Source organism: Stenotrophomonas sp. SMYL89, assembly GCF_036319985.1.
Classification (GTDB): domain Bacteria; phylum Pseudomonadota; class Gammaproteobacteria; order Xanthomonadales; family Xanthomonadaceae; genus Stenotrophomonas; species Stenotrophomonas maltophilia_Q.
In genome coordinates this window covers 247,158-267,463 of record NZ_JAWIRW010000002.1, presented here as the reverse complement: position 1 = coordinate 267,463, position 20,306 = coordinate 247,158, and the positions used below count along the sequence as shown (strand labels likewise).

Here is a 20,306-nt window from a genome sequence, read left to right as displayed (position 1 = left end):
GCTGCGGTATGGTCGGCATGGCATTCCACCCAGGTTCTTCCATGCAGATCGCCGTCTTCAGCGCCCGACCCTACGACCGTCGCTTCCTGGACGACGCCAACCTGCGCGATGCAGCGGGGCAGGGTTACACGTTCGTCTACTTCGATGCCGCGCTGGATGTGCATACCGCAGCACTCGCACAGGATTGCGCCGCCGTCTGCGTGTTCGTCAACGACCGGCTGGATGCGGCGGTGCTGCGCGCGCTGCACGTGTTGGGCGTGCGTGCGGTGCTGCTGCGCTGTGCGGGCTTCAACAATGTGGACCTGGCCGCTGCGGAAGCACTGGACCTGTTCGTCGCCCGGGTGCCTGCGTATTCGCCCGAGGCCGTGGCCGAGCATGCACTGGCGCTGGTGATGACCCTCAACCGCCAGACCCATCGCGCTTACAACCGCGTGCGCGAAGGCAACTTCATGCTCGATGGCCTGCTGGGGCGCACCCTGCATGGACGCACCGTCGGCATCGTCGGTACCGGCAAGATCGGGCTGGCCACCGCGCGCATATTCAAGGGCATAGGCTGCACCGTGCTGGGGCATGACCCGTATCCGTCGGCCGCCTTCGCGGGTGTCGGCGAGATGGTGGAGCTGGATGAACTGCTGGCGCGCGCCGACATCGTCTCGCTGCACTGCCCGCTGACACCCGGTACCCAGCACCTGATCAACGACGCCTCTCTGGCGCGGATGAAACCCGGTGCAATGCTGGTCAACACCTCACGCGGCGCACTGGTGGACACCCATGCAGTGATCCGCGCGCTGAAGTCGCGCCGGCTCGGCCACCTGGCCATCGACGTGTACGAACAGGAAAGCGCGTTGTTCTTCCAGGACCTGTCCGGCGAGATCATCGACGACGAGGCCTTCCAGCGCCTGATGACCTTCCCCAACGTCCTGGTGACCGGCCACCAGGGCTTCTTCACCGTGGAGGCGCTGCAGGAGATCTCGGCGATCACGCTGGGGAACCTGCAGGATTTCGCCGCCGGGCGGGTGTGCGCCAACCGGGTAGAGGTTAGCTGAGTCGGATGGATTGACCGCCGGGGCGTCAAGCCCTTAAAATCGCGGGCTACGCCGGAATAGCTCAGTTGGTAGAGCGGCGCATTCGTAATGCGTAGGTCGCAGGTTCGACTCCTGTTTCCGGCACCAGTTGCATGAAAAGCCCCGGCCTTGGTCGGGGCTTTTTGTTTGGGCATTTGAAGCAATCACGGGCCTTGTGTCATGAGCGCGAACCCTTAACAGGCTCAAGCGCCCGCACCGGCTGCCGCAGTACGGTCTTCAACCGCGCAGCGTCGGTCCTGCGCGGGTCGCCCAGGTAGATCTCGTGATGGGGGCCGGCGAAGGTGTAGCCCAGCGAAGGCATCAGTTCATCGTGCAACTTCGCCAGGATCGGGCCCTCCTCATCGTAGGCACCAATATGCAGGGTCTGCAGGCAGAGGCCTTCTTCGAGAATTTCGTGGCGGAGGCTGGCCGGAACGTCGCCCAGTTTCTTCACTGCCTTGGCAATGGCAGCCTCCAACTGCGCTGGACTGATCCCGTCCGGCGTGCGGATCATCACCGTCCACCTCCACTCATCCTTGCGGCGTGCCACAAAGCTCGACGGATCCTCGGCGGTCCACAGCGCTTCCAGCGGTGGCACCACGTAGTCCTGGCCTTCGCTCTTCAGTGCAAACTTCAGCGCATAGCTCACCGCGTACAGCCACTGCACGGCCAGCTGGTAGGCCGGGGCCGTGTTCGGGTCACCGCGGCCGTCGATCATCAGGTAGGGCAGGGGCGGTACGTCCACCGTTACGAACCGGCCCGCCGGGGGCTGGTACAACGCGCGATCACGCTTCTTGAAGTTGATCTTGTCCATGGGGCTTCCTCCAACGCCAAGCATCCCATGCATTACCTTCGCGGGCATGCCTGAACATGTTCAGGCGACCTTTCCGGGCACGGGCGGAGCAGCCGCCATCGCCCGATGCCAGGATGCCGCCCGCGAGCGCTCTGCCCGCCGTGGCCGCGCACTGCGACAACGTGTCGCAGCCTGAAACGGGCCTTTCCTGCGCCTGATCATTGTCAATGCCTTTCTTAAATGGTGGGTGACGGCCTAAAATTGAAAGGCTGACTCGACCCCACCTCCCTGCCTGTCTTCCGGACCGGCGGGACCGGCTTTTGCCGGAACAGGCAGGACGGGGAACGGCATTCCCTCGCAATTGGATCGACCGATGATTCCGTTGAAAACCCTTGGGCGCTGGTTGCGCCCGGGCCTGCTGCTGTCGTTGCTGGTGATGCTCACCGGCTGCGATGCCGTGGCCATCCTCAGTCCGAAGGGCCAGATCGGCCAGGATGAGAAGACCCTGCTGATCACGGCCACCGTGCTCATGCTGCTGGTCGTCATCCCGGTCATCATCATGACCCTGACCTTCGCGTGGAAGTATCGCGCCTCCAACACCAAGGCCCGTTACGAGCCGAAGTGGTCCCACTCGACGGCGATCGAGGTGGTGGTGTGGTCCATTCCCTGCATGATCGTGCTGGTGCTGGCGGTCCTGACCTGGCGTTCGTCGCACGCGCTGGACCCGTACAAGCCGCTGGAATCGGACGTCAAGCCGGTCACCATCGAGGCGATCTCGCTGGACTGGAAGTGGCTGTTCATCTATCCGGAAGAGAAGGTGGCGGTCGTCAACGAAATCAAGTTCCCGGTCAACACGCCGCTGAACTTCAAGATCACGTCCGATTCGGTGATGAATGCCTTCTTCATCCCGCACCTGGGCAGCATGATCTACTCGATGGCTGCGATGGAGACCAAGCTCCACCTGATCGCCAACGAGACCGGTGAATTCCCGGGCATGTCCTCGCACTACAGCGGCGCGGGCTTCGCCAAGATGCACTTCACTGCCTACTCGGTCACCGATGCCGAATACCGCCAGTGGCTGGACCAGGTCCGTGCCGGCGAGCAGACCCTGGACAAGACCTCGTTCAAGGCCCTGGGTGAAGCACGCAACGCGGAGTGGTACCCGGTCACCTACTTCGGCAAGACCGAAGAAGGCCTGTTCAACTGGGTCATCGCCAAGCACATGGGCGACAACAAGCACTACGGCATGAAGCACGAACATGCCGGTGCCGCCGCTGCCGATGCCGCCAGCCATGAAGCGCACGAGGGCCACGCCCCCAGTGACGCGCATGATTCCAAGGAATCGGGTGAAAACCTGGATGCCACCGAACACGAACACGCTGGCCATGCTGGCCATGCGGGTTCGGGAGAATGAACATGTTGGGAAAACTCTCTCTTGAGTCGATCCCCCACGATCCGATCGTGCTGACCACCCTGGTCGGCGCGGTGCTGGGTGGCCTGGGCGTCATGGCCCTGATCACCAAGTTCAAGCTGTGGGGCTATCTGTGGAAGGAGTGGTTCACCTCGGTGGACCACAAGAAGATCGGCGTGATGTACCTCATCGTCGCCTTCGTCATGCTGCTGCGCGGCTTCTCCGACGCCATCATGATGCGTACCCAGCAGGCGCTCGCCGTCGGCGGGTCCGAGGGTTACCTGCCGCCGCACCACTACGACCAGATCTTCACCGCCCACGGCGTGATCATGATCTTCTTCGTGGCGATGCCGCTGATCACCGGCCTGATGAACCTGGCCGTGCCGCTGCAGATCGGTGCTCGCGACGTCGCGTTCCCGTTCGTCAACTCGCTCAGCTTCTGGCTGTTCGTGTCCGGCGCGGTGCTGATCATGCTGTCGCTGTGGATCGGTGAATTCGCCGCCACCGGCTGGCTGGCGTTCCCGCCGTTGTCAGGCATCGAATACAGTCCAAGCGTAGGCATGGACTACTACATCTGGGGTCTACAGGTCGCAGGCCTGGGTACCACGCTGAGCGGTATCAACTTCTTCATCACCATCCTGAAGATGCGTACCCCCAGCATGAAGCTGATGCAGATGCCGGTGTTCACCTGGACCGCCCTGGTGACCAACGTGCTGATCGTCGCCGCCTTCCCGGTGCTGACCATCACCCTGGTGCTGCTGACCCTGGACCGCTACCTGGGCACGCACTTCTTCACCAATGACGGTGGCGGCAACGCCATGCTGTACATCAACCTGATCTGGATCTGGGGTCACCCGGAGGTGTACATCCTGGTCCTGCCGGCGTTCGGTGTGTTCTCCGAAGTCATCGCGACCTTCTCGCGCAAGGCGCTGTTCGGCTACAAGGGCATGGTCTACGCCACCGCCTGCATCGGCGTGCTGTCGTTCATCGTGTGGCTGCACCACTTCTTCACCATGGGCTCGGGTGCCAACGTCAATGCCTTCTTCGGCATCACGACGATGATCATCTCGATCCCGACCGGCGTGAAGATCTTCAACTGGCTGTTCACCATGTTCCGCGGCCGCGTGCACTTCACCACCCCGGTGCTGTGGACCATCGGCTTCATGGTCACCTTCGTCATCGGCGGCATGACCGGCGTGATGCTGGCAATCCCGGCCATCGACTTCGTGCTGCACAACAGCCTGTTCCTGATCGCCCACTTCCACAACGTCATCATCGGCGGCGTGGTGTTCGGCATGTTCGCCGGCATCACCTACTGGTGGCCGAAGATGTTCGGCTTCCGCCTCAATGAGTTCTGGGGCAAGTGCGCGTTCTGGTGCTGGTTCATCGGCTTCTACGTGACCTTCATGCCGATGTACGTGCTGGGCTTCATGGGCATGACCCGCCGCCTGCAGAGCACCGTCAACCCGGCCTATGAGCCGCTGCTGCTGATCGCCGCCGCAGGTGCCTTCATCGTGGGTGCCGGCATCCTGTGCCAGATCATCCAGGTGGCCGTGTCGATCCGCGACCGCAAGAAGACCGTCGACCTGACCGGCGACCCGTGGGATGCCCGTACGCTCGAGTGGGAAACCTCTTCGCCGCCGGCCTTCTACAACTTCGGCACCCTGCCGGAAGTCACCGAACTGGACGATTTCTGGGAGCGCAAGCAGCGTGGTGAAGCCTGGCCGAAGCCGGCCAAGTACACCGACATCCACATGCCGCGCAACACCGGCACGGGCGTTGTCATCGGTGCTTTCAGCCTGGTGTTCGGCTTTGCGATGATCTGGCACATCTGGTGGCTGGCCATCGTCGGCTTCGTCGGCATGATCGCCACGTTCATCTACCGCACCTTCGACCAGGACGTGGACTACTGGGTCCCGGCCGCCGAGGTGGAACGCATCGAGAACGAACACCGCAAGCACCTGGAAGCCCAGGGCCTGGTGAAGTCGGAGCTGAAGGCATGAGCACCAATACCTCGACCCTGAGCCACGGGCACGCCGCGCATGCGGCGGCCCATGGCCATGACGACCACGAGCACCACGACACCGGCGGCAACACCGTCTTCGGTTTCTGGGTGTACCTGATGAGCGACTGCCTCATCTTCGCCTCGCTGTTCGCCACCTACGTGGTGCTGGCAGGCGGCACCGATGGTGGCCCCACCGCGAAGGACCTGTTCGAACTGCCGTTCGTGGCATGGGAAACCGCGCTGCTGCTGACCTCGTCGCTGACCTTCGGCCTGGGCATGATCGCCATGCACCGCAAGCAGATGGGCCAGATGTACCTGTGGCTGGGCATCACCTGGCTGCTGGGCTTCGGCTTCATGTGCATGGAAGTGTGGGAGTTCCAGCACCTGATCCACCAGGGCTACGGTCCGGACCGCAGTGCCTTCCTGTCGGCATTCTTCGCCCTGGTCGGTACCCACGGCCTGCACGTCAGCGCCGGCCTGTTGTGGCTGCTGGTGATGTTCGTGCAGCTGAAGAAGTACGGCCTGACCCCGACCAACAAGACCCGCATGGCGTGCCTGAGCCTGTTCTGGCACTTCCTGGACCTGATCTGGATCGGCGTGTTCTCCGTCGTCTACCTCAATGGAGCCCTGTAATGGCACATGACAACCATGCACACGACCACGGCACCGGCGGCGAAAGCCATGGCACCGTGAAGTCGTACCTGATCGGCTTCGTGCTGGCGGTGGTGCTGACCGTCATCCCGTTCTGGATGGTGATGTCGGGCGATTTCTCGCGCACCGTCAACGGTGTGGTCATCGCCATCACCGCGGTGCTGCAGATGCTGGTCCACCTGGTGTTCTTCCTGCACCTGGACCGCTCCTCGGAAAGCCGCTGGAACGTCAACGCTGCGGCCTTCACCGTGGTGGTGATCGGCATCATCGTGGTCGGCACCCTGTGGGTCATGCACAACATGAACGTGCACATGATGCACTGACGTCTTCGCGACGTTGCCACGCAGAAAGGCCGCCCTTCGGGGCGGCCTTTTTGTTGGCGGATGGATGGGGTCGGATCCCTTGCCGCAGGCCAGGGCTCTGACCCCGGGGCCCGGGTAGATCCACGCCATGCGTGGATGAACCGCGCGCACGATCCATCCGGGGGGCAGAGCCCTTGCCTGCGGCAAGGGGCCCGACCTCGAAACCGGGACCTCACCCCACCCGGCGCAGGAACTCGTCGGCGTCCATCGGCCGGCCCAGGTGGTAGCCCTGCAACTGGTCGCAGCCCAGCTCGCTCAGGTATTCACGCTGCGCCTGCGTCTCCACGCCTTCGGCCACCACCTGCAACTGCAGGGTGCGGCCCAGCGCGATGATCGACGAGACGATGGCGGCATCTTCGGCGTTGCACTCCAGGTCGTGCACGAATGCACGGTCGATCTTCAGTTCGGTGGCGGGCATGCGCTTCAGGTAGAGCAGGCTGGAATAGCCCGTGCCGAAGTCGTCGATGGCAATGTGCACGCCCATCGCGGTCAGGTCGTTGAGAATCGCCAGGCTGGCGTCCACGTCCTTCATCGCGGTGGTCTCGGTGATCTCCAGGGTCAGGCACGCCGGTTCGATGCGGTGCCGCTCCAGTGCCTCGCGCACGCTGTCCAACAGGGCCGGCGAGGAGAACTGCAGTGGCGACAGGTTCACCGCCATCGACCATTCGGCATGTCCGGCATCGTGCCACGCACGCAGCTGCGCGCAGGCGCGGTCCAGTACCCAGTCGCCGATCGGCAGGATCAGGCCGCTGCGCTCGGCGATGGGAATGAACACATCCGGTGCCAGCAGGCCCAGCTCCGGGTGCTGCCAGCGCAGCAGGGCCTCGGCGCCGGTGGCCGGTGCACCCGCCGCGGGGAATTTGGGCTGGTAATGCAGTACCAGTTCGTTGCGCGTGATCGCCTTGCGCAGGTCCTGCAGCAGGCGCAGCTGGCGGTTGGCGCTCAGCTGCATCGACGGCGTAAAGAAGGTATAGCCGTTCCGGCCGGTTTCCTTGGTGTGGTACATCGCCGCATCGGCGTGTGCCATCAGCTCGCGTTCGTTGACGGCATCATCTGGATACAGGGCGATGCCGAGGCTGGCGCTGACCTGCAGTTCGGCCGCGTCCAGGGTGAACGGCTCGCCCGCAGCAGCGATGATGCGCTCGGCCACGACCACGGCATCGTCGGGAATGTCGATGGCCAGCACGATCACGAACTCGTCGCCGCCGAGGCGGGCGAAGGTGTCCTGCGGGCGCAGCAGGCCGCCGATACGCTGTGCCACCGCCACCAGCAGGCGGTCACCGAGCTGGTGACCATAGGCATCATTGACCGCCTTGAAGCCGTCCAGGTCGCAGAACATCACCGCCACCGCCTGGTTGCGCCGCCGCGCCTTCTCGATGGCCTGCTCGATGCGGTCCTGCAGCAGCATGCGGTTGGGCAGCTGGGTCAGCGGGTCGTGCAGGGCGGCCTGGATCAGCTTGTCGTTGGCGTGCGCCAGCGAGTCGGCCAGCAGCCCGGTGCGCACGCGCATCTGCCGGTCGAACAGCGAGGCCACCAGGGCGATGCCCAGGGTCGCCACGGTGGTGACGATCACCAGCACTGCCAGCCAGCGCGTATCGATGCCGCCACTGCCCACCGCGCCACAGATGCTGCCTGCGGGGAAACGCGCCGCAGCCATGCCGGTGTAATGCATGCCCACGATGGCCACGCCCATCACCAGCGAGGCGAGCACGCGCAGGCGCAGGGTGTTGCGCTGTTCGGCACGCAGGCGGAAGGCGATCCACAGCGCAGCACCGGCGGCACCGATGGCCACCGCGATCGAGGCGGCGAACCAGCCGGGGTGGTAGTCGATGCCCGGCTGCATGCGCATCGCGGCCATGCCCAGGTAGTGCATGGTGGCAATGCCCAGCCCCATCAGTACCGCGCCAGCCAGCAAGCGCCGCCAGGGCAGGCTGGGTCGCGACACCAGCCACAGTGCGTAGGCCGAAGCGCCAATCGAGACCGCCAGCGAATACAGGGTGATGCCGAGGTCGTAGCCGACCGGGATCGGCAGGTCGAAGGCGAGCATGCCGATGAAGTGCATCGACCAGATGCCCAGGCCCATTGCCGCCGCACCCCCGGCCAGCCACCAGCGGGCCACGCGCCCCTCGGCCGTGGCCAGGCGTCCGGCCATGTCCAGCGCCGTGTACGAAGCAAGGATGGCCACCAGCAGGGAGATGATGACCAGGCTCTGACTGTAACTGCCAGTCATGTTGAATCCAGTGGGGGAGGGAGGGGCGCCCGCAAGGCGCACGCCCGCGACCCCTATCGGCGCGGGTGGGTGGGACTTGAGCGGTCGCAGCACCTGCGACCCGGCTCGGCTATCCTGCCACGCCTGTTCCCGTTGCTGGAAATCATCCAATGGCAAAAGCCCGCACCGCCTACGTCTGCAATGAATGCGGCGCCGAATTCAGCAAGTGGCAGGGCCAGTGCACCGAGTGCAATGCCTGGAACTCGCTGTCGGAAATCGTGCTGGAGAGCGCGGCGGCGGCCAAGGCGCCGGCGTCGCGGCGGGCGGGCTGGGCGGGCAAGATCGATCCGCCGAAGATCACCGCCCTGAAGGACGTGGAGCAGACCGAGCACCGACGGGTCAGTACGGGCATCGGTGAGTTCGACCGCGTGCTGGGCGGCGGCCTGGTCGAGGGCGCGGTGGTGCTGGTCGGCGGCGACCCGGGCATCGGCAAGTCCACCCTGCTGCTGCAGGCAGTGGCGAAGATGGCGGCCGAACTGCCGGTGCTGTACGTCACCGGCGAGGAGTCGCTGGCGCAGGTGGCCGGCCGCGCGCACCGGCTGGAACTGCCACTGGATGGCGTCAACGCGCTGGCCGAGACCGGCGTCGAGTCGATCCTGCAGCATGCCTCCAGGGCCGGCCCGCGGTTGATCGTGGCCGATTCGGTGCAGACCCTGTGGACCGAGAGCCTGACCGCCGCGCCGGGTTCGGTCAGCCAGGTGCGCGAGAGCGCGGCGCGCTTGGTGCGTTTTGCCAAGGAGACCGGCACCGCCGTGTTCCTGGTCGGCCACGTGACCAAGGAGGGCGGCATCGCCGGCCCGCGCGTGCTCGAGCACATGGTCGATGCGGTGCTGTATTTCGAAGGCGAGAGCGGCAGCCGCTTCCGCCTGTTGCGCGCGTTCAAGAACCGCTTCGGCGCGGTGAACGAGCTGGGCGTGTTCGCGATGGGCGACAAGGGCCTGAAGGAAGTCTCCAACCCCTCGGCGATCTTCCTGTCCGGCGGCAGCACCCATCAGCCGGGCAGCTGCGTGATGGTCACCCGCGAGGGCACCCGGCCGCTGCTGGTGGAGGTGCAGGCGCTGGTAGATGCTTCGCCGCTGTCGAACCCGCGCCGTGTCGCGGTCGGCCTGGAGCAGAACCGGCTGGCCATGCTGCTGGCCGTGCTGCACCGTCATGGTGGCGTGCTGGTCGGCGACCAGGACGTGTTCGTCAATGTGGTCGGCGGCATCCGTGTGCAGGAGACCGCCGCCGACCTGCCGGTGCTGCTGGCGGTGCTGTCCTCGCTGCAGGACCGGCCGCTGGCGGAAAAGACGATTGCCTTTGGCGAGGTTGGCCTGTCCGGCGAGATCCGCCCGGTGCCCAATGGCGAGGACCGCCTGCGCGAGGCCGCCACCCATGGTTTCAAGCGTGCCATCGTGCCCAAGGCCAATGCGCCCAAGGGTGGTTCGGTGAAGGGCATGGAAGTGATTGCGGTGGAACGCCTGTCCGAGGCCATCGACGCGGCGTGATGCCCGTCCTGTAGGGCCGAGCCCACGCTCGGCTGCTTCTTGTAGAGTCGAGCCATGCTCGACGGGTGGTCGAACAGCAGCCGAGCATCGGCTCGGCTCTACACGTGTCCAATGCAGTAACGGTCAGCTTCCTTGTGCTAGTTTTTCCCGCTCGACGAAGACGCCCTCTGGCGTCTTTCCGTGCCCAGGAGTAAACGATTACATGCAGGACAACGCGCTCACCGCCCCCAACGCCGAAATCCGTCGTGCCGGGGTCGATCTCAATGGACTGATGACGGTGCTGGGCAAGCACCTGTACTCCACCCCGGTGGTGGCGCTGCGTGAGCTGGTGCAGAACGCGCACGACTCGATCATCCGCCGTCGCATCGAACAGCCGGGCATCGAAGTGCCTTCGCGCATTTCGGTACAGGTCGATGCCGCTGCCGGCGTGCTGCGCATCACCGATACCGGTGCCGGCCTGACCCGCCAGGAAATCCACGACTACCTGGCCACCGTCGGCGTCGGCTACACCCGTGGCCTGCGCCAGGGCGGCGAGGACGACGAAGGCCTGATCGGCATGTTCGGCCTCGGCTTCCTGTCGGCCTTCGTACTGGCGCGCCGGGTCAGCGTGCGTACCACCTCGTACCAGACGCCGGAGCTGGGGCATCTGTACGTGTCCAGCAATGCCGAGCAATACACCGTCAGTGAAGTGCCGGCGCGGTCGGTCGGTACCGAGGTGGAGCTGGAGCTGCATCCGGACTTCCTGCCGCTGGCCAACGAGGCGCGCCTGCATGAGGTGCTGGGCCGCTACTGCGCGTTGCTGTCCGAACCGATCTTCATCGGTGCTGCGGCCGAGGCGCTCAACCCCGAGCCGCCGCCGTGGCGCGGCCAGGGCGACGTCGCTGTGCATCCGGTGCAGGCGCGGCGCCAGGCGCTGCAGTTCGCAGCGCGCTTCGAGCACGATTTCGAGCCGATCGTCACCGTGCCGTTGCGCGCGGATGGCAACAGCGATGCCACCGGCCTGCTGTGGGTGCAGGACGGTGCTACCTACGGCACCAGCGACAACCGCAACCTGTCGGTGTTCGTGCGCGGCATGCTGCTGGACGACGACGCCCGCGACCTGCTGCCGCCCTGGGCCGGCTTCATCGGCGGGGTGATCGAATCCTCGCGTCTCACGCCTACCGCCAGCCGCGAAGACCTGCAGCGCGACGACCAGTACCGAGCCGTGCAGCATGCACTGCTGGAAGCGCTGATCGACGGCCTGGCCGACGTTGCGAAGCAGCAGCCGGAAGCCTGGCGACGCGTTCTCACGCGCCATAATGAGGCCTTGCTGGGCGCGGCGCTGTGTGATGACCGCCTGTTCGAACTGCTGATGGAGCATGTGCGGGTACCGACCTCGCAGGGCGACCTGCCGGCCAGTGCGCTGCCGGCGCGCGGTGCCGTGCATGTCATCCTCGACAACGGCGGTGGTTTTGAAGAGATGCTGTTCCGCGCGATGGGCGTACCGGTCGCGCACGGCCATCGCTATGCGGTGGTGCCATTCCTGCGGCGCTGGGCCCAGGCCAAGGGCCTGCGCCTGGTCGAGCTCGGCACCGAGCAGGGCAACCGCTCACTGTTCCGCAGTGATGACAGCCTCGACGAGGCGCAGCTGGCGTGGCTGCGCGAACAACTGGGCGACGGCGAGCAGCTGCTGCCCGCACGTTTCAGCCCGGAGGCGCTGCCGGTGGTGGTGGTGCCCGACCGCGAGGCCGAGCTGAAGCAGCGGCTGGAAGACGACGAGAACGACAAGCGCGTCTCGATGGCCGCGCTGCGCCTGGCCCGGCAGTTCACCGCACGCATCGAATCGCGTGCACCGTCGCGGCTGTACCTCAACCTCGACAACCCGGCGGTGCAGGCACTGCTGCGCGCCCAGCGCGAGGGCCACCCACAGGCCGAGGCCGCAGCCCGCCTGCTGCGCTCGCTGAAAGTCATCGTCGCCGCGCAGGGCCGCCCGCTGGCACGCGCGACTGCTACGCCGGGCCCGGATCTCAATGGTGCCTTCACCGATATCGCCGGTGCCCTGCAGCAGATGCTGCGCTGAGCACCGCACCCTCTCATCCAGCCTTCGCTAGACAGGAGCAATTACCCCCATGGACATCTGGAACTGGGTCGAAAAGCTGCAGGGTGACCTGCGCCAGGCCGGCCAGGCGCAGAACGCGCACCTGCTGAACCGTCTCGCCGACGAGGTCAGTGAACTGCAGATCGACCGCGTCGATGCCCTGCTGCCCGAAGCACGCGCCCTGGGCAAGGCGCTGGACAACCCTTGGGTTGACGTCTATGTCGGCCACTGGGCGCTGCGCAACCGCGTCGGCAACCGCGTGGAAGGCGAGAGCGCACTCGGCGAAGCCGTAGCGCTGTTCGAGCGCGCGCACCGCGAGGACACCCTGGAATGCCCGCAGTCGATCTGCGTGACCCAGGACCTGGCCGCCTGCTACGGCAACATCGACGGCCCGGGCTGGGTGCCCGAGCGCATCGAGGTCTGCGACGAAACCCTTGGCCGCATCGACCCGAGCTGGGCCTGTTTCCAGTGCCTGAGCTGCGAGAAGGCCGATGCGCTGCTCGATGATGGCCGTGGCCAGGAGGCGCTGGATTACCTGCAGGTGCAGGCCGATGCCGTGGAAGCCTGTGGCAAGGAAGTGTTCGACAGCTTCCCCGAGATGCAGATCAAGATCCTGCTCGCTGTCGGCCGTGCCGACGAGGCACTGGCGCTGATCGAGAAGCGCGAGGCCGAAGTGGCAGCCTCCGGGGAGTACGAGCCGGCCAACTGCACGGTGCCGCGCCGCCTGTCCAAGGCCTGGGCGCTGGCCCAGCTGGGCCGCGACGAAGAGGCGCTGCAGCAGCTGGTGCCGTGGAGCGAGCTGACCCCGAACTACTGGCGCCTGTGGGCCAACACCGCCGCCGCGCTCTGTCAGCGGGATCCTGCGCGCAACACCTGGGATCTGGGCACGCGCTTCAACACCATCATCGAGCACTTCGCACGGGTCGGTTCGCACCGCCTGCTGATCGAAGTCGCGGCGCTGAGCCTGGAGCTGGCGCTGCAGCGTGGCGCGCGCTGGGTGGCACTGCGGCAGCTGGAACTTGCCCGCACCCATCTGGCGCAGCTGCGCCAGGATCGGGGTGCTGCGGCGCTGGTGGCAGGCCTGGCCGCGCGCATCGAGGCATTACCGGACGTCGCGCCGCTACCGGTGCCGGCGGGCGAGCTGCTGGCATGGCTGGACGCGCAGGGCGAACAGAACCAGTCGCGCGATCCCGAGCGCGAAGCGCAGTGGTTGCTGCAGGCGCATGCCGAGCTGCCCGATGACGAGGCGCTGGCTGACATGGCCGCCTCGGCACTGAATGCCTGCGGCGCGCAGGCCGAGGCGCGGTCGCTGCTGTGGCGGTTCGTACGCGGCCATACCCAGCACGATGGCCCCGCGGCCTACACGCTGATGCGCTGGCTGGCCGAACAGGGCGATGACGACGGACTGCGCCAGCTGGCCGATCTCTATCGCGGCAGCGTGCCGGTGTTCGCGCACTGGTGCGAGGTGCAGCGTGCACGCCGTGTGTCCGACTGGCCGGCGCTGGAGCAGGCGGCCCGATCGCTTCTGGAGCTGTCTCCGGGCTCGCACGGCGCGCGTGGCACGCTGGCGCGGATGTACATGGAAACCGGCCGCTTCAGCGAAGCACAGGCCTGCTATGCGCAGCTGGTTGAATTGCTGGAAGAGCCGAATGCCGCGCATTGGGACCACATGAGTGCCGCCAGCGCGGCGCGCGACTGGGACGCCGTGCGTCGCTCGGCGACGGCGATAGGCATGGAATTGTCCAGCCAGGACGGCGTGGTCGAGGAGCCGTGGGGATGGGTGATCATCCGCAGCGAAGAGAACGGCGAACCGATGGAGTACTACGCCCGTCGCAGCGGTCCGGTGACCGCGCGCATCGTCGAGAACGCGCCGTCCAACCGCGCCCAGCAGGTGGGTGACTGGGTGGTGTTCGATGCAGCGCTGGTGCATCCGGCCCCGGAGGAAGAAGAAGCGCGCGAGCATTTCATCCCGACCTATGCGCAGGTGCATGTGCTGGAGCGCGGCGGCTTCGCCCGCAGCTGGATGATCGATGGCGCGCACCCGGGCGAAGAGGCCTGGAATGCCTTCGTCGAGGCGGCCGAAGCACAGGGCTGGAAGGTGTGGTCACACAGCCGGCCGGACTACACCGTCACCGACCCCGATGTGGAAGACGGCACGGTGCCCGGCCTGCTGTTCACCGTGGCACAGCCGCAGGACCATGCACCGCTGGCACTGCATCGCTTCCTGCAGCGGGAAACCGCGACGTGGCCGCATCCGCATTGCTGGCTGCGTCTGGCCGAGGCCTGCGACCAGGATCGCCAGCCGCACCTGGACGTGATCGAGCGCTACGGGCTGTAAGTAGAGCCGAGCCTGCGCTCGGCTTATGCTGGGACGCAGCCGAGCATGGGCTCGGCTCTACAAAAGATCGCCATCACGACCAGAGGGATTGGACATGCGAAAGACAGGGATGCTCGTGATCGCCGGCCTGCTGCTGGCGCCCGCCGCACAGGCCGCGCCCACCTGCCAGGAGCCTGCCGCTGTGGCCCGCGCCTTCTACGAGGCAACGACGGGTGATGGCGACCTGCTGGAGCCGCCACCGGCGCTGGTCAGTCCCGCCTTCGGCAAGGCACTGCGCGGCGAGCGTGCCTGCCAGGAACGCGAACAGGGCATCTGCACGATCGATTCCGATCCGTGGCTGGATGCGCAGGACGGCGACATCGAAACCCCGGTGCGCTACAGCTGGAAAGCGGCCTCGGCGAATTCCGGCCAGGTCGAGATGCGCTATTCGGTTTGGGAGAAGGCCTACGTGACCCGCCTGCCGATGGTGCGCCAAGCGCAGGGCTGCTGGCAGGTCGATGACATCCTCACCAACAGTGGCCGTTCGGTGCGGAAGATCCTGGCCCAGCCGCTGCCTTGATCGTCTGCGGCATCCACGCAGGGCGTGGTTCAGTTGCCGGCCAGCGGCCGGCACTACCAGGTGATGTTGGGGTGGGTGCCGACCGTTGGTCGGCACGCCTCTACCGCGTATGCCCAAACACCAGTTCGATCACGAACTGGCTGCCGAAGAACGCCAGCAGCAGCAACAGCATCGCCGCCAGCGTCCAATGCACCGCCTTCATGCCGCGCCAGCCGTAGCGACGGCGGCCGATCAGCAACACGCCGAATACGATCCATGACAACACGCTCAGCACGGTCTTGTGCACCAGCTTCTGCGCCAGCAGGTCATCGACGAACAGCACGCCGGTGACCAGGGTCAGGGTGAGCAGCGCGAAGCCGACGGTGATTACCCGGAACAGCAGGGATTCGAGGTCGGCCAGCGGCGGCAGTGCGCGCAGCCACGGGCGGAACTCACGACGGCGCAATGCACGCTCCTGCAGCCACAGCATGATCGCCAGCAGCGCGGCGATGCTCAGCGTCGCGTAGGCCAGCAGTGCCAGCCAGGCATGACTGGCCAGGCGCCAGCCCAGCACCTTGCTCGGTTCGTGGCCGTAGCCGTGGTAGGCCAGCAGCAGCACCCCGGCCAGCGGGAACACGACCACGCCCAGCGCCGACATCCGCCCGCGCGCGCCGACCAGCGAGGTCAGCCAGGCCATGCCCAGGCCGACCAGCGACAGCGCGGCGAAGAAGTGCATGTCCGGGCCGCCGTTGGTGCGCATTGCGACCAACACGTGGTAGCTGCCATGCAGCAGCATCGCCGGCAGGGCCGGCCACAGCCAGGTGGGCGCGCCAGGGGTTCCATCGCGGCCGAGCGCGCGCACCAGCAGGGCACTGGCAGCCAGGTACAGCAGGACGGCGATGAGAACGATTGTCATCGTTGCAGTTTCGCATACCCCCGCGGTGGTGGCGACGGCCGCAGCGTCGCAGCCCGGGGGCAGGGGCGGACCCGTTATACTGTCTGCCTTATTGTCCCCCGCTTTCAGACAGGTTGCGCCGCATGTTCGAGTCCCTGACCCAGCGCCTTTCCGGCACCATCGAGCGCCTGCGTGGCCGTGGCCGCCTGACCGAGGAGAACATCCGCGAGGCGACCCGCGAGGTCCGCATCGCGCTGCTTGAAGCCGACGTCGCACTGCCGGTGGTGCAGGCCCTGATCGAGCGCATCAAGGTGCGCGCGGTCGGCCAGGAAGTGCTGAAGTCGCTGACCCCGGGCCAAGCCCTGATCAAGGTCGTGCGCGACGAGCTGACCGCGGTGATGGGTGCTGAAGCCAGCGACCTGAACCTGAATGTTCCGGCCCCGGCCATCATCCTGATGGCGGGCCTGCAGGGCGCCGGCAAGACCACCACCGTGGGCAAGCTGGCCAAGCACCTGAAGGAAAAGCGCAAGAAGAAGGTGATGGTGGTCTCGGCCGACGTGTACCGTCCGGCCGCGATCGAGCAGCTGAAGACCCTGGCCGAGCAGGTGGGCGTGCTGTTCTTCCCGTCCAGCGCCGACCAGAAGCCGGAAGCCATCGTCCGCGCCGCCATCGACGATGCGCGCAAGTCGTTCGTGGATGTACTGCTGGTCGATACCGCCGGCCGCCTGGCCATCGACGAAGCGATGATGGCCGAGATCAAGGCCCTGCACGCGGCGGTGAACCCGGCCGAAACCCTGTTCGTGGTCGACGCCATGACCGGCCAGGACGCGGCCAACACCGCCAAGGCCTTCGGCGACGCGCTGCCGCTGACCGGCGTGGTGCTGACCAAGACCGACGGTGACGCCCGTGGCGGTGCCGCGCTGAGCGTGCGCTACATCACCGGCAAGCCGATCAAGTTCGTCGGTGTCAGCGAAAAGCCGGAAGGCCTGGATGTGTTCCATCCGGACCGTATCGCCAGCCGCATCCTGGACATGGGCGACGTGCTGTCGCTGGTCGAGCAGGTCGAGCAGCAGGTCGACAAGGACAAGGCCGCCAAGCTGGCCGAGAAGGTCGCCAAGGGCAAGAAGTTCGACCTGAACGACATGCGTGACCAGCTGGAGCAGATGCAGAACATGGGCGGCATTGGCGGCCTGATGGACAAGCTGCCGGGCCTGGGCAACATCCCCGACCATCTGAAGCAGCAGGTCAGCCAGGGCAAGGAAGTGCCGCGCATGATCGCCATCATCGGCTCGATGACCAAGAAGGAACGGCGCAACCCGAACCTGCTCAATGGCTCGCGCCGCGCGCGCATCGCCAAGGGCTCGGGCGTGACCCCGGCCGACGTCAACAAGCTGATGAAGCAGTACATGCAGATGGAAAAGATGATGAGCAAGATGGCCGGCGGCGGCATGAAGGGCATGCTGCGGAGCATGAAGGGCATGATGGGTGCCATGGGCGGCCGTGGCATGCCGTTCCGTTGATGCAGCGACGGGGCCGGCGCGCATTGCGATCCGGCCCCGGTCACAATGACTGGCGTATGCTGGGCGGCGACTTCTCCAACGGGTATGTCGCGTGAACGCATCGCCGATTCTTGAACGCGCCGACACCTTCTGTCGGCGTTTTTCATTGCAGCTTCCGATCCTGCTGGCACCTATGGCCGGCGCCTGCCCGGTACCGTTGTCGGCCGCGCTGGCCAATGCCGGCAGCATGGGGGCAATGGGCGCGGTGCTGTCGTCATCGGCCGATATCGGTCGTTGGATGGAGGACTTCCGCGCGACCTCCACCGGCCCGGCGCAGGTGAACCTGTGGGTGCCGGACCCCGTACCTACCCGTGACGTTGCCGCCGAGGCCGCCAGCCGCGCTTTCCTGGCGCAGTGGGGCCCGGACGTGCCGGCCAGCGCCGCCGATGCCACGCCCGCCGACTTCGAAGAACAGTTCGCCGCACTGCTGGCCGCGCGCCCGGCGGTGGCCTCGACCATCATGGGCGTGTTGCTGCCGCGCCACGTGCAGCAGCTGAAGGACGCCGGCATTGCCTGGATCGCCTGTGCGACTACGCTGTCCGAAGCGCGTGCCGCACAGGACGCCGGTGCGGACGCGGTGGTGGCGCAGGGCATGGAGGCCGGTGGCCATCGCGGTGCGTTCGATCCGGCAATGGCCGAGCGCCAGCTGGTCGGCCTGTTCGCGTTGCTGCCGCGCCTGGCCGATCACCTGCAGATTCCAGTGATTGCCGCTGGCGGTATCGCCGATGGCCGTGGCATCGCGGCCGCACTCACCCTGGGGGCCAGCGCCGTGCAGATCGGCACCGCCTTCCTGCGCACGCCCGAAGCGGCGATCGCCTCGGCGTGGGCCGATGGGCTGGCCGCCAGCGAACCGGAAGATACCTGGCCGACCCGCGCCTTCAGTGGCCGCCTGGGCCGCGGCCTGGCGACACCCTATGTACGCGCGGCCGCTGCGGAAGGCGCCCCGGCGCCGCGTCCGTATCCGGTGCAGCGCGGCCTGACCGCGCCGATGCGCAAGCAGGCTGCGCAGGAAAACCGCCTGGCGGCGATGCAGGCCTGGGCCGGGCAGTCGGCGTGGATGGCGCCGGCACAGCCGGCCGCCGACGTGCTGCGCGGCATGTGGGAACAGGCGCAGGCACTGCTGCGATGACGCTGACCTGTAACGGCCTGCCGGCACAGGTCGAGGATCTGCTGCCGGCGCTGGTGAACTACGGCCACTTCACTTCGCTGCAGGTGCGCGACCACGCCGTGCAGGGACTGGACCTGCATCTGGCGCGGCTGTCGCAGGCCACGCGCGAACTGTTCGGCAGCGAGCTGGATACGGCGCAGGTGCGGGGTTGGATGGCGCAGGCGCTGCGGCAGGCCGGCCTGGGCGATGCCTCGCTGCGGGTGACGGTGTACTCGCGTCGCTTCGATTTCCGAAACCCGCTCGCGGCGGTGCAGGTGGACGTGCTGGTGGCGGTGTCCGCGCCGGTGACGCTGACCGCCTCAAAGCGCGTGCGAAGCGTGGCCTGGCAGCGTGAACTGCCGCAGCTCAAGCATGTGGGCACCTTTGGCCTGTTCGCCGAGCGTCGCGCGGCGATGGCGGAAGGATTCGACGATGTGCTGTTCGTGACCGCCGAGGGCGACGTGAGTGAAGGCAGCACCTGGAACCTGGCTGTGCACGATGGTGAACGGTTGCTCTGGCCGCAGGCGCCGGCCCTGCGCGGTACGGCCGAGGCGCTGCTGAAGAGGCACTGGCCGGGCCCGCAGGCCACGCAGCCTCTGCAGCTGGCGGATCTGGCCGGTGTGAAGGCCGCCTTCGCCTGCAACGCCAGCGGCCTGTGGGCGCTGGAGGCCATCGACGGGCATGTCCTGCCCGGCTCGCAGGCCTTGGCTGAACAGGGAAGGGCGGTGCTGGCGGCGGTGCCTTGGGACAGATTGGGGTGATCCCTTTTGCGGCGCAAAAGGGATCTGACCCCGGGAGTTCACCCCTGGGGTTGGCTCGGCCGGGCTCTGCCGCTATAATCGCCCGCTTACCTCGCCATCCTGGCGACTGGGCAATAGGAAAAACACCATGGTCAAGATTCGACTGACCCGCGGCGGCGCCAAGAAGCGTCCGTTCTACCACATCATCGTCACCGACGTGCGCAGCGCGCGCGACGGCCGCAACATCGAGCGCGTTGGTTTCTACAACCCGGTCGCCCAGGGCGGCGAGAAGCGCATCGAGCTGGACCTGGCCCGCGTTGACCATTGGGTCAAGAACGGCGCCCAGCCGACCGACAAGGTCCGCAACCTGATCAAGGAAGCGACCAAGTCCCAGGCCGCTGCGGCCTGATCCTGACGGGCCACGCTTCGGCGTGGCCCTCTTGGTTGAAGCAGATGAAAGATATCGAGCGCCGCATCCTGCTGGGCAGGGTTGTCGGCGCTTTTGGTGTGCGCGGCGAGATCAAGCTCGAGTCCTGGACCGAGCCACGTTCCGCCATTTTCCGTTACCAGCCGTGGATCGTGCGCAGCCCGTCCGGCGTGGAAACCACGATTGAAGGTGTGCGTGGCCGCGACAGCGGCAAGCACCTGGTCGCCCGTTTCCCCGGTGTCGAGGACCGTGATGCGGTCGAAGCGATGCGCGGCACCGAGATCTACGTGGCCCGCAGTGCCCTGCCGCCGCCGAAGCCCGATGAGTATTACTGGGTGGACCTGGAAGGCCTGGATGTGAAGACCACCGAGGGCGTTGCCCTGGGCCAGGTCTCGCACCTGTTCAGCACCGGCGCCAATGACGTGGTGGTGGTCCGGGGTGACCGCGAGCGGATGATTCCGTTCGTGCAGCCGGACTTCGTCAAATCGGTCGACTTCGAGGCCAACCTGGTCGTGGTCGACTGGGATCCCGAGTTCTGAGTGT

General features: G+C 66.5%; 16 protein-coding genes, 1 tRNA gene and 1 pseudogene. 15 read left to right on the top strand and 3 right to left on the bottom strand.

Annotation, left to right across the window (positions count from 1 at the left end):
* Positions 1–41 precede the first annotated feature (41 nt).
* Both V3B41_RS03940 and V3B41_RS03935 read left to right on the top strand, forming a co-directional pair.
* Positions 42–1,046 (top strand): 2-hydroxyacid dehydrogenase, encoded by a 1,005-nt coding sequence (locus V3B41_RS03940; RefSeq protein ID WP_049428528.1) that lies wholly within the window; start codon positions 42–44, stop codon positions 1,044–1,046.
* Between the two features lie 50 nt (positions 1,047–1,096).
* Positions 1,097–1,172 (top strand) — tRNA-Thr (locus V3B41_RS03935).
* Between the two features lie 70 nt (positions 1,173–1,242).
* Here V3B41_RS03935 and V3B41_RS03930 read toward each other — a convergent pair.
* Positions 1,243–1,878, bottom strand: coding sequence for a GyrI-like domain-containing protein (locus V3B41_RS03930; RefSeq protein ID WP_049428525.1), 636 nt, complete (start codon positions 1,876–1,878; stop codon positions 1,243–1,245).
* A gap of 352 nt (positions 1,879–2,230) precedes the next feature.
* Here V3B41_RS03930 and cyoA point away from each other — a divergent pair, with 352 nt between their 5' ends.
* The 4 genes from cyoA to cyoD are packed head-to-tail and all read left to right on the top strand — an operon-like array spanning position 2,231 to position 6,247.
* Complete coding sequence (gene cyoA / locus V3B41_RS03925; protein ID WP_049431185.1) at positions 2,231–3,271, top strand: ubiquinol oxidase subunit II; 1,041 nt, start codon at positions 2,231–2,233, stop codon at positions 3,269–3,271.
* 2 nt (positions 3,272–3,273) lie between these two features.
* Positions 3,274–5,271: a cytochrome o ubiquinol oxidase subunit I gene (gene cyoB, locus V3B41_RS03920; RefSeq protein ID WP_005408582.1), complete on the top strand. Its 1,998-nt coding sequence runs from the start codon at positions 3,274–3,276 to the stop codon at positions 5,269–5,271.
* Positions 5,268–5,906 (top strand): cytochrome o ubiquinol oxidase subunit III, encoded by a 639-nt coding sequence (gene cyoC / locus V3B41_RS03915; protein WP_005408583.1) that lies wholly within the window; start codon positions 5,268–5,270, stop codon positions 5,904–5,906. The genes cyoB and cyoC overlap by 4 nt, the downstream gene beginning before the upstream one ends.
* Entirely contained in the window at positions 5,906–6,247 is a 342-nt protein-coding gene (gene cyoD, locus V3B41_RS03910; RefSeq protein WP_005408584.1) for a cytochrome o ubiquinol oxidase subunit IV, read from the top strand. The genes cyoC and cyoD overlap by 1 nt, the downstream gene beginning before the upstream one ends.
* A gap of 211 nt (positions 6,248–6,458) precedes the next feature.
* Here cyoD and V3B41_RS03905 read toward each other — a convergent pair whose 3' ends face one another.
* Positions 6,459–8,516: a bifunctional diguanylate cyclase/phosphodiesterase gene (locus V3B41_RS03905; RefSeq protein WP_049431188.1), complete on the bottom strand. Its 2,058-nt coding sequence runs from the start codon at positions 8,514–8,516 to the stop codon at positions 6,459–6,461.
* Between the two features lie 149 nt (positions 8,517–8,665).
* Between V3B41_RS03905 and radA the strand changes: the two genes are divergently transcribed.
* From radA to V3B41_RS03885, 4 genes are all read left to right on the top strand, one after another.
* Positions 8,666–10,042, top strand: a complete 1,377-nt coding sequence (gene radA / locus V3B41_RS03900; protein WP_005408586.1) for a DNA repair protein RadA — start codon at positions 8,666–8,668, stop codon at positions 10,040–10,042.
* 202 nt (positions 10,043–10,244) lie between these two features.
* Entirely contained in the window at positions 10,245–12,101 is a 1,857-nt protein-coding gene (locus tag V3B41_RS03895; protein ID WP_049431191.1) for an ATP-binding protein, read from the top strand.
* Between the two features lie 49 nt (positions 12,102–12,150).
* Positions 12,151–14,457 (top strand): tetratricopeptide repeat protein, encoded by a 2,307-nt coding sequence (locus tag V3B41_RS03890; RefSeq protein WP_049431195.1) that lies wholly within the window; start codon positions 12,151–12,153, stop codon positions 14,455–14,457.
* 94 nt (positions 14,458–14,551) lie between these two features.
* Positions 14,552–15,016: a DUF3828 domain-containing protein gene (locus V3B41_RS03885; protein WP_049431198.1), complete on the top strand. Its 465-nt coding sequence runs from the start codon at positions 14,552–14,554 to the stop codon at positions 15,014–15,016.
* Between the two features lie 100 nt (positions 15,017–15,116).
* Here V3B41_RS03885 and ccsA read toward each other — a convergent pair whose 3' ends face one another.
* Positions 15,117–15,911, bottom strand: a complete 795-nt coding sequence (ccsA, locus tag V3B41_RS03880) for a cytochrome c biogenesis protein CcsA (protein ID WP_049431201.1) — start codon at positions 15,909–15,911, stop codon at positions 15,117–15,119.
* A 122-nt stretch (positions 15,912–16,033) separates the two neighbouring features.
* On the opposite strand from ccsA, the gene ffh reads away from it, so the two are divergent.
* The 5 genes and pseudogenes from ffh (at position 16,034) to rimM (ending at position 20,302) form a co-directional block, all read left to right on the top strand.
* The gene (ffh, locus tag V3B41_RS03875) at positions 16,034–17,410 is read left to right on the top strand and encodes a signal recognition particle protein (protein ID WP_014036403.1); all 1,377 of its coding nucleotides are present in this window, start codon (positions 16,034–16,036) and stop codon (positions 17,408–17,410) included.
* Positions 17,411–17,501: 91 nt separating this feature from the next.
* Entirely contained in the window at positions 17,502–18,578 is a 1,077-nt protein-coding gene (locus tag V3B41_RS03870; RefSeq protein WP_049431204.1) for a nitronate monooxygenase, read from the top strand.
* Positions 18,575–19,385, top strand: a pseudogene (locus V3B41_RS03865) (aminotransferase class IV family protein). The gene V3B41_RS03870 and the pseudogene V3B41_RS03865 overlap by 4 nt, the downstream one beginning before the upstream one ends.
* 99 nt (positions 19,386–19,484) lie before the next feature.
* Positions 19,485–19,745 (top strand): 30S ribosomal protein S16, encoded by a 261-nt coding sequence (gene rpsP / locus V3B41_RS03860; RefSeq protein WP_005408594.1) that lies wholly within the window; start codon positions 19,485–19,487, stop codon positions 19,743–19,745.
* Positions 19,746–19,789: 44 nt separating this feature from the next.
* Positions 19,790–20,302 carry a ribosome maturation factor RimM gene (rimM, locus tag V3B41_RS03855; protein ID WP_049431209.1) on the top strand — a complete coding sequence of 171 codons (513 nt, stop codon included), beginning with the start codon at positions 19,790–19,792 and terminating at the stop codon, positions 20,300–20,302.
* Positions 20,303–20,306 lie beyond the last annotated feature (4 nt).

What these genes read in the sequence shown, in the direction of transcription:
- V3B41_RS03895 (WP_049431191.1), top strand. Translation starts at nt 10,245, where the DNA reads ATGCAGGACAACGCGCTCACCGCCCCCAACGCCGAAATCCGTCGTGCC.
- rimM (WP_049431209.1), top strand. Translation starts at nt 19,790, where the DNA reads ATGAAAGATATCGAGCGCCGCATCCTGCTGGGCAGGGTTGTCGGCGCT.
- cyoB (WP_005408582.1), top strand. Translation starts at nt 3,274, where the DNA reads ATGTTGGGAAAACTCTCTCTTGAGTCGATCCCCCACGATCCGATCGTG.
- cyoC (WP_005408583.1), top strand. Translation starts at nt 5,268, where the DNA reads ATGAGCACCAATACCTCGACCCTGAGCCACGGGCACGCCGCGCATGCG.
- V3B41_RS03930 (WP_049428525.1), bottom strand. Translation starts at nt 1,878, where the DNA reads ATGGACAAGATCAACTTCAAGAAGCGTGATCGCGCGTTGTACCAGCCC.
- V3B41_RS03940 (WP_049428528.1), top strand. Translation starts at nt 42, where the DNA reads ATGCAGATCGCCGTCTTCAGCGCCCGACCCTACGACCGTCGCTTCCTG.
- V3B41_RS03890 (WP_049431195.1), top strand. Translation starts at nt 12,151, where the DNA reads ATGGACATCTGGAACTGGGTCGAAAAGCTGCAGGGTGACCTGCGCCAG.
- cyoD (WP_005408584.1), top strand. Translation starts at nt 5,906, where the DNA reads ATGGCACATGACAACCATGCACACGACCACGGCACCGGCGGCGAAAGC.
- rpsP (WP_005408594.1), top strand. Translation starts at nt 19,485, where the DNA reads ATGGTCAAGATTCGACTGACCCGCGGCGGCGCCAAGAAGCGTCCGTTC.
- ccsA (WP_049431201.1), bottom strand. Translation starts at nt 15,911, where the DNA reads ATGACAATCGTTCTCATCGCCGTCCTGCTGTACCTGGCTGCCAGTGCC.
- V3B41_RS03905 (WP_049431188.1), bottom strand. Translation starts at nt 8,516, where the DNA reads ATGACTGGCAGTTACAGTCAGAGCCTGGTCATCATCTCCCTGCTGGTG.
- ffh (WP_014036403.1), top strand. Translation starts at nt 16,034, where the DNA reads ATGTTCGAGTCCCTGACCCAGCGCCTTTCCGGCACCATCGAGCGCCTG.
- radA (WP_005408586.1), top strand. Translation starts at nt 8,666, where the DNA reads ATGGCAAAAGCCCGCACCGCCTACGTCTGCAATGAATGCGGCGCCGAA.
- cyoA (WP_049431185.1), top strand. Translation starts at nt 2,231, where the DNA reads ATGATTCCGTTGAAAACCCTTGGGCGCTGGTTGCGCCCGGGCCTGCTG.
- V3B41_RS03885 (WP_049431198.1), top strand. Translation starts at nt 14,552, where the DNA reads ATGCGAAAGACAGGGATGCTCGTGATCGCCGGCCTGCTGCTGGCGCCC.